At 59.1% G+C, this 12,437-nt stretch carries 10 protein-coding genes; 5 read left to right on the top strand and 5 right to left on the bottom strand.

What is annotated here, in order from left to right; genetic code table 11:
• Positions 1-178: 178 nt before the first annotated feature.
• The 3 genes from PA598K_RS19745 to PA598K_RS19735 form a co-directional block, all read right to left on the bottom strand.
• A complete protein-coding gene (locus tag PA598K_RS19745; protein ID WP_128658613.1) occupies positions 179-1,051 on the bottom strand; it encodes a hypothetical protein in 873 nt (290 codons plus the stop codon).
• Between the two features lie 389 nt (positions 1,052-1,440).
• On the bottom strand, positions 1,441-2,460 hold the full coding sequence (locus PA598K_RS19740; RefSeq protein ID WP_128658612.1) for a Gfo/Idh/MocA family protein: 1,020 nt from the start codon (positions 2,458-2,460) through the stop codon (positions 1,441-1,443).
• A 70-nt stretch (positions 2,461-2,530) separates the two neighbouring features.
• Entirely contained in the window at positions 2,531-3,298 is a 768-nt protein-coding gene (locus PA598K_RS19735; protein WP_128658611.1) for a sugar phosphate isomerase/epimerase family protein, read from the bottom strand.
• A gap of 92 nt (positions 3,299-3,390) precedes the next feature.
• On the opposite strand from PA598K_RS19735, the gene PA598K_RS19730 reads away from it, so the two are divergent.
• Positions 3,391-4,245: an AraC family transcriptional regulator gene (locus PA598K_RS19730; RefSeq protein WP_128658610.1), complete on the top strand. Its 855-nt coding sequence runs from the start codon at positions 3,391-3,393 to the stop codon at positions 4,243-4,245.
• Between the two features lie 77 nt (positions 4,246-4,322).
• On the opposite strand, the gene PA598K_RS19725 is transcribed toward PA598K_RS19730, so the two are convergent.
• On the bottom strand, positions 4,323-5,033 hold the full coding sequence (locus tag PA598K_RS19725) for a Crp/Fnr family transcriptional regulator (protein WP_260405505.1): 711 nt from the start codon (positions 5,031-5,033) through the stop codon (positions 4,323-4,325).
• Between the two features lie 309 nt (positions 5,034-5,342).
• Between PA598K_RS19725 and PA598K_RS19720 the strand changes: the two genes are divergently transcribed.
• The 3 genes from PA598K_RS19720 to PA598K_RS19710 all read left to right on the top strand — a co-directional run bounded on the left by PA598K_RS19720 (position 5,343) and on the right by PA598K_RS19710 (position 10,020).
• Positions 5,343-7,463, top strand: coding sequence for a TerD family protein (locus tag PA598K_RS19720; RefSeq protein ID WP_128658615.1), 2,121 nt, complete (start codon positions 5,343-5,345; stop codon positions 7,461-7,463).
• 701 nt (positions 7,464-8,164) lie between these two features.
• The gene (gene rsgA / locus PA598K_RS19715) at positions 8,165-8,995 is read left to right on the top strand and encodes a ribosome small subunit-dependent GTPase A (RefSeq protein ID WP_260405504.1); all 831 of its coding nucleotides are present in this window, start codon (positions 8,165-8,167) and stop codon (positions 8,993-8,995) included.
• Positions 8,992-10,020 carry an aminoglycoside phosphotransferase family protein gene (locus PA598K_RS19710; RefSeq protein ID WP_128658608.1) on the top strand — a complete coding sequence of 343 codons (1,029 nt, stop codon included), beginning with the start codon at positions 8,992-8,994 and terminating at the stop codon, positions 10,018-10,020. The genes rsgA and PA598K_RS19710 overlap by 4 nt, the downstream gene beginning before the upstream one ends.
• Before the next feature lie 169 nt (positions 10,021-10,189).
• Here the strand turns inward: PA598K_RS19710 and lpdA are convergent, their stop codons facing one another.
• A complete protein-coding gene (lpdA, locus tag PA598K_RS19705; protein ID WP_128658607.1) occupies positions 10,190-11,575 on the bottom strand; it encodes a dihydrolipoyl dehydrogenase in 1,386 nt (461 codons plus the stop codon).
• Positions 11,576-11,727: 152 nt separating this feature from the next.
• Here lpdA and PA598K_RS19700 point away from each other — a divergent pair, with 152 nt between their 5' ends.
• A complete protein-coding gene (locus PA598K_RS19700) occupies positions 11,728-12,297 on the top strand; it encodes a TetR/AcrR family transcriptional regulator (RefSeq protein WP_128658606.1) in 570 nt (189 codons plus the stop codon).
• The last annotated feature ends 140 nt before the right edge of the window (positions 12,298-12,437 follow it).

The following is a 12,437-nucleotide window of genomic DNA, read 5'->3' as shown; positions in this document are numbered from 1 at the left end:
ACTTTCTTGACAGAGGTCCACTTTTGCGCTTATTTACCAGTTTTAGCGCAGTTTCGTCGCAAATAAAGGTACTTTTGCATCTAATTCTCCTGGGATTGTCAACCAGACCAGCTGCGCACGCGCAAGCTCGGCAAGCCAACGCATACATGATCTGTTCGCTAACGGCCACACCTCGCGCTTACTGATTCACCAACGAATCCAGCGTCGCTCGCACAGCCGGCTCGAAGCCTTCCTGCGCCTCGGACTGGACAGTCTCGATCTCGAAAATATAGCCTTGCCCGTCCACTTCCTTAACGATATACTGGCTGCCGCGCTCGGCGCTGGCTGCGCTCAGATGGATGACGGCGCCAGACAACGCCTCCTCGCCCTCCAGCTCGCGCACCTCGCCGATCTGCTCGAGCTTCTCTGTCGCTTCGAGCCGCAGCATGTCCGCATTATAATCGGAAGGCAGCTTCGTGATAACCGCGCTCAGCGTCTCGTCGGCCGCGCTCGCCAGCTTGTTCGCTGCCGCATCGAAGGTCAGCGCCTCCAGCACATAGAGCGCATAGCCGTCCGCTGTCGCCAGCTTCGCCTCGCGTTGCTCTGTCTCTCCCTCAACGTTCACCGTGAGCGTCTTTGTCTGTGGCAGCTCGCTGCTCGCCCCTTCTGTACCGCCTGCTCCGCCGTTCGCGTCCTCCGCTCTCTCCAGCTTGGTCAGGATCAGCTGCTTGACGGTATCGTCCCCCTCGACGGGATGCTCTTCATACGTATAGGCGACACGAGCATCATCCTCCAGCTCATCGAGCAGTTGATCCATGCCCTCTGCCAGGCGGAACGCTTCCGCGCCATTTTCAGTCTCGATCTCAATCGAGTTATTATCGATCTGTCCCTTGTAGAGGCCGATTCCTTCGAACGTCGGCGCCTCTACAGGCTGGTTGCCCGGATCAGGCTGGTTGTTCTCTACGTTGCTGCCTGGCGCGAGCGGCTTGTTGGCGCCTCCGCCGCAGGCGGCTAGCGATACGGCCAGCACGGCTGTAGCGGTCATTAGTACGAGTCGGTTTGTTCTCTTCATGATGCAACACCTCCTCTAGGTTAGACGAATGATTCTGCCAAAGGTTTCAAAAAAGTGTCGACCACGTTGCCTTATCTCATGCTCGCGTATACGTTTGGTCATCTCCTCCTTAGTCTCCGTGCCAGGGTATCCATGCTCGGTCATCCCTGATTCTAACGCTCCACATCATCACGAAAAAAGACTCCCGCCAAAAGGCGGGAGCCAGGATAAAGTATAATTGCCGATCAGTGAAAAGCACGCGATTGCAGCAGCATTCTGCCCGCGCTATAGCGCTGTACTCAGTCAGCCATAGCATGGCAGGCTGCACCCGGCCTTGGCGCGACCACCTCAGCGCTGCGATCTGGCCCGCTATAGCATAACAACCCGATCCTTCGCAACGCCCTTGCTCGTTACAGCGTAACGATCTTGCCCGACGCGTCGGACTCGAAGGCGCCGAGGATAACCTGCAGCGACTTGCGGCCTTCTTCGCCGGAGATGCTCGGCGGCGTCTGGGTAATAATCGAGTTCACGAACTCGTCGATGACGCCGCTCGTCGTCTGCGCTTCGTTGGTCGCGATCGCGCCGACCTTGTGACGCTCGACGGAGCCATTGCGCAGCTCGACGATCACTTGATCCTCCGGATCGGTGCCGATCTTGAGGACGCCGTTCTCGCACCAGATGACGGTGCTGTTGTCCTCGCCCTTGTAATAGGTCCAGCTGGCGACAAGCGAGCCGAGCGCGCCGCTCTTCATGCGCAGGACGATCGTCGCGTTGTCGTCGATATCCGTATCCTTTTTGTCCAGCGTGCCGATGAAGCCCGTCACCGCAGCTACCTCATCGTTGAGCAGCCAGCGGATCAGGTCGGACTTGTGCACGCCGAGATCGCCCATCGCGCCCATCGCTGCCTCTTCCTTGCGGAAAAACCAGCTCTCGCGGCCGTCGAGGCTCCAGCCCTCCGGTCCGGGATGGCCAAAGGAGGTGCGGAAGGTCAGGACGCGTCCGAGGACGCCGGAGTCGAGGATCTGCTTGGCCTTGACGTGCGGCGGCATCAGCCGTTGATTGTGGCCGACCATCAGGTACACGCCTGCTTCCTTCGCAGCCGCGATCATCTGCTCCGCCTCTTCGTCGGTCACCGCCATCGGCTTCTCGACGAGCACATGCGCGCCTGCCTTGGCAGCGGCGATCGATTGCTCCGCATGCAGTCCGTTCGGCGTGCAGACGCTGACCGCGTCTGGCTTCTCTTCCTTCAGCATGTCCTCATAGTTCGCGTAGGCATTGGCTCCGTATTGCGCAGCGACTTCCTGAGCGCGGTCGAGCTTCGGATCGACGAATGCGATCAGCTCCACGTTCGGGTTGCCTGCGTACTCCGGGATATGTCTACGCTGCGCGATCGCTCCGCAGCCGATAACGGCGACTCTGATTTTCTTCAATGCAATAACCCCTTTATATCGATATTTGGTACAGTTGCGCCGCCCTCAGGCGGCGCTGCGAGCGTGTGTATTAGTTGTAGTTCGCCTTCAGCCATTCGCGACTTGTACGGACCGATTCGAGCGGCGGGTTCGCGCAGCGATCCTGCTCGACGATGATCCATTGCACGCCGGCTTGTCCGGCCGCTTCGATAATCGGCAGCAGACTCAGATCGCCTTGACCCAGCTCGACGGTATCGATCGGCTGATCCTTCGGCCCTTCGCGGAAGTCCTTCAGGTGGAGGAGCGGCAGGCGTCCAGCGTATTTGGCGATGTAGGCCAGCGGATCCTCGCCGGCATATTGGACCCAGCCGAGATCCATCTCGCATTGGAGCACTGCGGCGTCCAGCTTGCTGTACATCGCGTCGAAGACATACTCGCCGTCGATTTTCAGGTCGAATTCGAAGGCATGGTTATGGTAACACAGCGTCAAGCCGTTTTCCTTCATCGTCTCGCCGATCGATTGCATCCGGTCGAACAGCGCCTGCCACGTCTCGGCGCTCTCGCGGACTTCTTCACCGACATAAGGGATGATGGCGTACGTTGCGCCGATCGTTTTCAAGTAAGCGATTTCACCTTGCAGATCATTGATCAGACTGTCCAGACTGACATGGCTGCCGATTGCCTTGAGGTTCAGTTCCTGCAGCAGGTCGCGCATGCGGTCTGCCGGTACGCCCGCATAGCCTGCGAACTCCACGCCTTCATAGCCCATCTCGGCGATCTGACGGAGTGTGCCTTCCATATCTGCGCTGGCTGCGTCTCGTACGGTGTACATTTGCACGCCGATTCCCATCTTGCTCATCGTAGCACTTCCTTACCTTTTGGAGTTTGATCGTACTAGAACCCATTATAGGAATATTGCAATCGATATACAATGTAGGATATGGTTATGACATGAACAATCCTGCTATTACTGTTGCCAAGTCGGAGGTAAGCGTCCGCATGTGCGGCTACTCTTACCATGCCCAGCCTTTCTATACCGAAGAACGCGACGGCTTGCCGATGTACCTGTTCCGTCTGCAGACCGAAGGGTACGCCCACGCGCTGGTGGACGGCCGGATGCATCCGATCGGCCCCGGCGACCTGCTGCTCTACCAGCCCGGCGAGCTGTACCGTCTGCAAGTGAGCGAGGTCGAACACCCGACCAAAGGGACGGTGCTCGAGAGCGGCGACTACTATCTCGCCTGCGAAGGCGACTGGGTCGATCAATGGTGGCATCGCCAGCCGCGCCAGCGGCTCATCCGCATGGCCGACGACGACAAGCTGCTGTCGCTCTGGCGCTTGTTGCTGCTGGAGAAGCGACGACTTGAGGCGGAGAACGAGGAGCTCACGGAGAGTTTGCTAAAATCGCTATGTCTCAGCTTCGATCGGCTTGACGGCGGCAGCCGCAGCGAGCCCGGCAAGCCGTTTATCGCCGCCCGGATGAAGCGCTATATCGAGGAACACGCGACGAAGCCGCTCAAGGTCGAGGATCTCGCCGCCCATATCGGGCTCAGCGAGTCGCGAACCTCGCATTTATTTAAGGAATGGCATGGCCTCACCGTCATCGAATATGTCCACGAGGTGCGGCTCGCAATCGCCGAGGAGCGCATCCGTTACAGCTCGCTGACGCTGGAGCATATCGCCGAGAGCTGCGGCTTTGGCAGCTATTCGTACTTTTTCCGCGTCTTCCGACGCAAGTACGGCCTCTCGCCCGCCGATTACCGCCAGCAGTCGGCGCAAGCTGCCCCTGCGACGCAGCGCAGTTGAGGCCACCAGGCCAATACCGTCTCAGTCCCGCTTACTCGCGCGGCGCTTTGGCCGTTCCCGCTCGCAACAGCATAACGCTACTGCGCCTCCTCCAGCTTCGCTTCCAGACGATGAGGATCGGGGATGACGACCATCTTGTTGCGGATCGTAATCAGCCCCTCGTCCTGCAGCTCGAGCAGCGCCTTGGTCGCCGTCTCGCGGACCGACCCGACCATATCGGCGAGCTGCTGATGCGTCAGCTTGACGTCGATGACCATCCCCATGCCGTCCGGATCCGGCTTGCCCCGCTCCGCCGCCATCCGCAGCAGCCGCTTGATGATCCGCGTGCGGACATTGAGGAAGGTCAGATCGTAGATCTGCTGGTTGGCGCGGCGCAGCCGCTCCATCGTGTAGTTGAGCATGTGCAACGCCAGCCGCGGATGCGCCTCGATCAACGCCTCGAAGTCCGGTCGCCGGAGCGCCAGCAGCCGGGTCGGCGCCATCGTCTCCGCCGTCGCCGAGCGTACCAGCCCCGGCTTCATGAGCGCCATCTCGCCGAAAAAGTCGCCCTCCTGCAGCAGCGCCAGGATAACCCGCTTGACGCCGTCGAAGCTATAGATATGCACCGAGCCGGACAGGATAAAGTAAATCTCGTCCCCCACATCCTCTTCAATGAAAATAATCGCATTGCGCTTCAGCTTACGTTCGGTGATCCATGGTATCACCTGTGCCATCACCTCAGGCTCCAACTCCCGAAAAAACGGAATCTTCTCCCGCAGCAACTCTTGATTCAGCTTCAACCGCTCCACCTCCAGCCTAGTTGTTACAACATTCGACATTCTCCTGTCCCGTTCCTCCCTATGACTTTCAGTCGGGTCCGGCCAGAGCTTGTCCTCTTCCCGAATGATTGGCAAGCGAGCGGCCCTCGACGATTCGCCATACTTTCGCCCTGTTGGCCTCGACGACGATATGCGATGATGGGTTCACCAGAGGCTCGGGGCTCCGACCTTGAGGCTCTGGCCTTCAGGCTATTGCGATCCTTCCTTCTACATTCACTAGGCGAAATTAGGGTCGCAGCTCTCCTGAAGGTTTTTGTGCAAAAAGGGGACTTCTCCATGATGATATATAACACCATCTATCTGCGCCGCGCGGGCAAGCTGATCGTCGAGCACGAGGCGACAGAGGAACAGCTGCCTACCGCTTATCTCGCTACCGCGATGAAAAATATCGCGGCGCTCGGCTATACTTGCTCAAAGCCGCTGCTCGAGGCGATGCGCTGTCTGTCCAAGTCGCGATTCGAGGCCATCTACGCCCAACTCGTCAACGATCTGCGCGTCATGGTCGGCGCCCATGTCGACTACAACCCGTTGTATCCGGGATTCCCGGAGCAAGTGATGCAAGCGGATGAAGCGGAGCTGTATTGGCAAGCGATCTACCACTATGCGACACATACGATGTGGCGGCCCGAGCGAGTCGATAAGCGTCCTGCCGATCAGCGCTCGCCTCGCCCGGAGAGCCGCAGACTCAAGCTCATCGAGCTCGGGAGTACGGCAGACCTCCATACCTTGATCCGTCAGATGATCGAAGCCAACGGCGCGCTGTCCGGGGCGGACAAAAAAGATCTGAAGGCGGTGCTGCGACTGGCAGCGCCAGAGGACATCGATGCGCTGCTGCCGGAGCGCATCCCGTTCAAGGAAAACACAGGCTTCGTCGTCGCGGCGCTGCTGAAGTACGACAAAGCGGATATCCAGCGACTCGAGCCGTATTTCAAAACGGCCAGCGATGTGCTCCGTCTGGCGGCTGCCTGGTCCGAGGGCGATGTCAGCTTGGCTGAACCATGCCGATTCCGCAGCTTCAGACGTCGCGAGAGACGGCTGCTGCTTGGCTTGCTGGAGCAATGCGGCTCGCTGACCGAGGATATGCAGCGGTATCGGGAGCGCTGGGTTCGCCTCGGCGAGCGATTGCATCCATCCGAATACAAGCTGCGGTATCCGCGCTGCCAGGAAGCATTCGAGCATTTGCGCAACCATATCCCGTATGCGGGGTTCAATCATAAGGTCGAGCTTGCGTTCCAATACCGGGATGTGTGGAGTCTGATCGAGCTGTTGACGGAGCGGCCCGGCGAGTTCGCCCGACGTCTCGACCATTTGCTGCGGCTTCGTGAGGACGAAGAGTATGTAGTCCTGGCCTTCGGCGAGATCGCTGGCCGCGTAGCGACTCCGCTGCTATTGCAGGTCCGGCAGCATTTCCTGCATCGCCATGAGCGGCCGAGACTGCGCATCTTCTTCCCGAAGGGTGTAGTGTCCAGAGCCCATGCAATCCCCAACCGACTGCCCTACATCTCGGAGACGGTATGTCATGGGATCGCCCAAGCTTGCGAGCAAGCGCTGATCGGACGATTCGCCGAGCTGCCTCCGCTTGGCCGGATCTATGTCGACCCCAGACTTCGCAACTATCGCGTCCCGTTGTCCCAACGGTCCGCGAGCAAGTCGCTTCACACACTTGTCCGGGGGAGCCGTATACCGATGGACGAGGGGGATACGATTCGCTTCTTCACCTGGTGGCGAGAGGGCGTGGCCGCTGGCAAGGCAACTGGACGCGTCGATATCGACCTGTCGGCTGTCATGTATGACGAGCATTGGAACTACGTCGAGCATATCTCCTACACCCATCTGCGGTCTGCCGCCTACAAGTCTGTCCATAGCGGGGATATCGTCAGCGCGCCTCACGGCGCCAGCGAGTTCATCGACCTCCATCTCCCGTCGATCGTCAGCTACGGCGGGCGTTATGTCGTGGCTACGCTGCATTCGTTTACGAGCCATCCGTACTGCGATCTGCCCGAGTGCTTCGTGGGCTGGATGATGCGGAGGAAGCCGGGGTCCGGCGAGATCTACGAGCCATCGACGGTAGCCAATAAGATCGATATCGCCGCCGATACGCAGATTGCGATCCCGGTCATCCTCGATCTGGTCGACCGTACCGTCATCTGGGCCGATCTGGCCTTGACCAGAGACCCCGAGCATCATAACAATGTAGAGGGCCATCAGAGGGGTATGGTGCTGATGGGTCAGGCTTTGACGACCTCGCGCGGGCCGGTTCTGTATGACTTGTTCCTGCTCCATGCCGCTGCCCGGGGCGAGCTGGTCTGCTCCGTGGCGGAGGCCGACACCGTCTACGCCGTCGACCGAGGCGTCACGCCTTATCATATCGAGGAGATTATGGCCGAGTATTTGCGATGAATCGCCGCAACGACGCCAAAAAAAAGGACTGGAACCATTTCCTAGTTTATGGTAATCTAGAGGGGCCTAGCGCAAAGCGAAGCTTAATACTAAAGTTCCTTACACACGAAGGGAGATGTTTTTTAATGGCTGCAACTACGACTACGATTTATACGGTGGTTTCGTCTTAAAAACTGCATACTGGGCATACCGAGCTCGGATACCAGATATCTCGCTGTTTCGTCTCTAGACGCCAGAGCTTGCGATCCGTCGGATTAAAAAATTCGGGCATCGTCCCGTCTTTTTGGTATGCCGTCCCAAGTAACCTTTCGTGAATATTGCTGTGTGCAAGATACGATTAAAGGTCGTATCTTTTTTGCGTCCTGATGCCGTGCGACAGCAGCTTCTCTAAGAGGCTGCTTGACCACGGCCTTTTTGCGTCCAAAAAAACACCTTCAAAGGAGCTAAACAACCAACCATGATAAGTCTAACAACCTACGGCTATACCCCTATAGACACGATTCCCGACGGACTGCTGCCCGGACGCGTGACGGAGCTGCGTCGCGAGCGATTTACAGTGATGACCGAGCGCGGCGAGACGACAGCGGTTCTGAAGGGCGCCTTTTTATCACCAGGCAGAGACGCGCGAGGACTTTCCATGTGTCGGCGATTTTGTCCTGCTGCGTCACAACGACAGCGGCGATTCGCTGATCGATCGCGTCTTGCCCCGTCGCACCAAGTTCTCGCGCGCGGACTACTCCGGGCATGCGGTCGGCTTCGCCAAGACAATCCTCGAGCAGGTCGTCGCGACGAACTTTGACTATGTCTTCATCATCTCTTCCCTCAATGCAGACTTCAATGTGTCGCGACTGCTGCGTTACCTCACGCAGGCCAGACAGAGCGGCGGCCAACCGGTCGTCCTGCTGACCAAGGCCGATCTGGTCGAGGATTACTCCGTCCCGCTGGCGGAGGTGAAGCTCGCGATGCCAGATGTGCCGGTCCACGCGATCTCCAGTCATTCGGGCCTCGGGCTCAGCGAGCTGGAGACTTATATGACGCCGGGCCAGACGGTCGTGTTCCTCGGGATGTCCGGTGTCGGCAAGTCCTCCCTGCTCAATGCGCTGATGGAGCAGGACGTCATGAAGGTCCAGGCGATCCGCGAGGTCGACAGTCGGGGACGACATACGACGACGCATCGCCAGCTGTTCATGCTCCCCTCCGGCGCGATGGTTATCGACACGCCGGGCATGCGCGAGCTTGGGCTTTTCGACGCTGATGAGGGCATCTCCGCAGGCTTTGCCGATGTCGAGGACTTGTTCGCACAGTGCCGATTCACCGATTGTCGCCATCAGTCTGAGCCAGGCTGCGCCGTACGGGCCGCGCTAGCGGATCAATCGCTGTCTCAGGAGCGATGGGCGCTCTATGTCAGCCAGCAGCAGGAGAGCAAGTTCGTCCAGGACAAAACAAGCTACCTCATCCATAAAAACGCACGCAGTAAATCGCTCGCCATGCAAACGAAACAAATGAAGAAAAACGGAGGTCGAAAAAAATGACCATCAACAATAAATCGCTTCACCTTGCCTTAAGCCAACTGTTCCAGACGACGATCATCGACGCAGACTGCCAATCGACGCAGCTGCAAGGCGGAACGGTCGGTAATGTACAATTGCTGACTGGTCATGCCACAATGGCGGATGGCGAAAACCGGCCGTACCGCATCGTCTGGAAAACCCAGAAGAAATGGGAACGGTACGGCGATCCGCAATCATGGCGTCGCGAGTATGATCTGTACGCTACTGACCTGGGATCAACCTTCGCCCCTTCTTTCCGCTGGCCGCAATGCTACCATGCCGAGATGAATGCCGAGGAGGACGCATTCGAGCTGTGGATGGAGTACATCGAAGGCGTCACCGGCCTCGATCTGACGGGCGACATGTACGAACAGGCCGCGCTGGAGCTCGGGCGTTACCAGGGCAGGCTATATGCGGAACAGCCCGCCGTGCTCCGGAGCCTCGCCAATCTGAGTCATGCCGACCTGATGAAAAACACGTATCTGCATTACCGCTCATGGCCGCTCGTCTACGATTACGTCCGCTCGAAGGACTGCGCCTTCCCGAAGCCTGTGAGCCAGATGTTCATCGATATCGACGCGCATGCGGATGAGATCCTCGCCCGCATCGAACGACTGCCGCTCGTGTTGTGCCATCGGGACTTCTGGGTGACCAATCTGATCTACAAGGACGGCAGCTTCGCAGTCATCGACTGGGATACGAGCGGCTGGGGCCGTATGGGCGAGGATATCGCCAGCCTGATCGCGGATGAGGCGGACACCGACCATATGGTCGACTACTATAAGCGGTGCGTCCCTGCCTACTACAGAGGCTTCGCTGAATATGCCGAGGCTCCGCCTCTCTCCGAGCAATGCGTCTATGAGCTGATCGTGCTCATGTTCGGCTACCGCCTCGTGGAGTGGTATCTGCATGCCGAGGACGAGGAGTCGAAGACGAAGCATCTGCAAGCGCTCGAGAAGATTCATGAGATGAAGCGTATCGCCTTTGGAGTATTAGAGACCAAGTAAAAGTACGTCGCTGCGACAAGCGCTAGCTAGCAAAAAACTCCGACCGCCCAATAGGCGTCGGAGTTTTTTAATGCTTATCCCGTTATTATGTTCATCTCGTTATTGGTGCTTATCTCGTTTGTGCTTGTCGCAATATCGCGCAAGCATCAGCACGAACGTATAGCAGTAGCTACCGCGCTCGCACACTCCGGGCCGCCTGGGCGGCTGCCTCCATCACTACTTCTCCCAAGGTCGGATGAGGATGGATCGTCATCGCCATATCCTCCACGGTCGCGCCCATCTCCATCGCCAGCGCGAGCTCCGAGACGAGCGTCGATGCCTCTGCGCCGACGATCTGACCGCCGAGCAGCAGGCCAGAGGCGGCATCGGCGATCACTTTGACGAAGCCATCATTCTCCCGCAGCGCCAAGGCCCGGCCATTGATCGAGAATACCGACTTGCCGACGACGATCGCCCGCCCCTGCGCCTTGCACTCCGACTCGGTGAGACCGACGCTCGCCAGCTCGGGGTCCGAGAATACGACGAGCGGGATCGCCTTGTAATCGACGGCAGCAGCGTTGCCCGCGATCACCTCGGCGGCGACCTTCGCCTCGTACGAAGCTTTGTGGGCGAGCGCCGGTCCGCTCGTCAGGTCGCCGATCGCCAAAATATGCGGCTTGCTCGTCCGGCATTGCGCATCCGTCACGATCAAGCCTCTGTCCGTCGTCTGCAGACCGACCCGATCGACGCCGAGATCGCCGTCGCTATTGGGCCTCCTGCCGACTGTGACGATGGCGTATTGCGCCTCCAGATGATGGGTCCCTCCGTCCTTGGCATAGCGCAGCGTCAGTCCCTCGGGATGCTGCTCTGCTCCGAGCGCCTGCGCTGCCGTCACGACACGGATACCGTCGCTCGCCAGCTTGCGGACGACCGGCGCGGTTAGATCCGCCTCGAAGCCGGGCAGTATCTGCGGACCGGCCTCCAGCAACGTCACCGCTACCCCGAACTTGGCGAACATCTGCCCCAGCTCGACGCCGATATAGCCGCCGCCGACGATGATCAGACTGGCCGGGATCTCGGGCAGTGATAGCGCCTCGGTCGAGGACAGGACCCGTCCGCCGAACGGCAGAGCCTTCAGCTCGATCGGCCGCGAGCCGGTGGCCAGGATCGCATGCCGGAATGAGAGAATCTTCTCCGCTCCACCTTCTTGCTTGACCGCCACCGTATGCTCGTCCAGCAGACTCGCCTCGCCTTCAACTACAGCAACGCCGGCATTTCGGAGCAGGAACTGAACGCCGCCAGACTGCTTCGTAACGACGGCTTGCTTGAATGCCTGCGCTTCTGCGTATACCTCCCCCGCCGCTTGCGGATTCCACTGGCGATGCGCCTGGTAGCGATGCGCTTCAGCGATCAACGCCTTGGAGGGGATGCAGCCGACATTGGTGCATACCCCGCCGAGCGGCCCGCGCTCCACCACGACCGTCTTCATACCGAGACGGGCAGCACGCACCGCAGCTTCATATCCGCCCGGCCCCGAGCCGATCACCAATGTATCGATAGCTTCTCGCTCACTCATTCCCATGCACCTCCGCGATTCAAAATATGATGATCATCATATTATATTATAGTCATCATATTTTGATTCCGTCAATCCCCTCCTCTGAATTGACGGCTCTAAATATGATGCGTATAATTTTTTGTATAGGATGTACAAAGGAGAGGGATGTTATGCCATACCCCGAGGATCATAAGCTGAAAGTCCGAGGCCGGATCATCGAGAGCGCAGCGAGAGCCTTTCGCGCCAACGGGCTGCGCGACATCAGCGTGCCGGTCATTATGAAGGGCGCGGGACTGACCCACGGCGGCTTCTATGCTCACTTTACCAATAAGGACGCCTTGATCATGGAGACATGCCGCTACGCGATCGGCGACACGATGGCGCTCCTGCAAGCGGCCGCTGCGCAGACGGCAGATCGGCCGCCGATCGAGACCGTCATCCGCTATTACCTGAGCCCGGAGCACCGCGACCAGACGGAGACCGGCTGCATCCTCCCCGCGCTCTCCGGCGAGATCTCGCGCGCCTCCGAGGAGCTCCGCGACGTCTTCACCGCCGAGCTGCAACGGATGATCGACTTCCTCTGCGAGCTCGGCCGTCTCGCTCCCTCCACCGGCCGCGCCCTGCTCAGCCTGCTGGTCGGCACCCTGCTGCTCGCTCGCTCTGTGCCGGACCGCGACTTCAGCGATAGCCTGCTGACAGCTGGCCGCGAGCAGGCGCTGGCTATGCTGCGGTACAAGTAGACGGGCCAGAAGCAACACATCTGTACGAAATATCGTACCTTCGGCTCCAGGTAGCCCCCCACTGCCGTCATCTGTACGAAATATCGTACACTTTGGCTCCGATTGGCCTGCCACAGCCGCCATCTGTACGAAATATCGTA

Source organism: Paenibacillus sp. 598K, from assembly GCF_003851045.1.
Taxonomy (GTDB): Bacteria; Bacillota; Bacilli; order Paenibacillales; family Paenibacillaceae; genus Paenibacillus_D.
The sequence above is the reverse complement of the archived record's forward strand: the minus strand, read 5'-3'. Positions and strand labels throughout refer to the sequence as shown.

What these genes read in the sequence shown, in the direction of transcription:
- PA598K_RS19735 (WP_128658611.1), bottom strand. Translation starts at nt 3,298, where the DNA reads ATGAGCAAGATGGGAATCGGCGTGCAAATGTACACCGTACGAGACGCA.
- PA598K_RS19720 (WP_128658615.1), top strand. Translation starts at nt 5,343, where the DNA reads ATGATATATAACACCATCTATCTGCGCCGCGCGGGCAAGCTGATCGTC.
- PA598K_RS19710 (WP_128658608.1), top strand. Translation starts at nt 8,992, where the DNA reads ATGACCATCAACAATAAATCGCTTCACCTTGCCTTAAGCCAACTGTTC.
- PA598K_RS19730 (WP_128658610.1), top strand. Translation starts at nt 3,391, where the DNA reads ATGAACAATCCTGCTATTACTGTTGCCAAGTCGGAGGTAAGCGTCCGC.
- lpdA (WP_128658607.1), bottom strand. Translation starts at nt 11,575, where the DNA reads ATGAGTGAGCGAGAAGCTATCGATACATTGGTGATCGGCTCGGGGCCG.
- PA598K_RS19700 (WP_128658606.1), top strand. Translation starts at nt 11,728, where the DNA reads ATGCCATACCCCGAGGATCATAAGCTGAAAGTCCGAGGCCGGATCATC.
- PA598K_RS19745 (WP_128658613.1), bottom strand. Translation starts at nt 1,051, where the DNA reads ATGAAGAGAACAAACCGACTCGTACTAATGACCGCTACAGCCGTGCTG.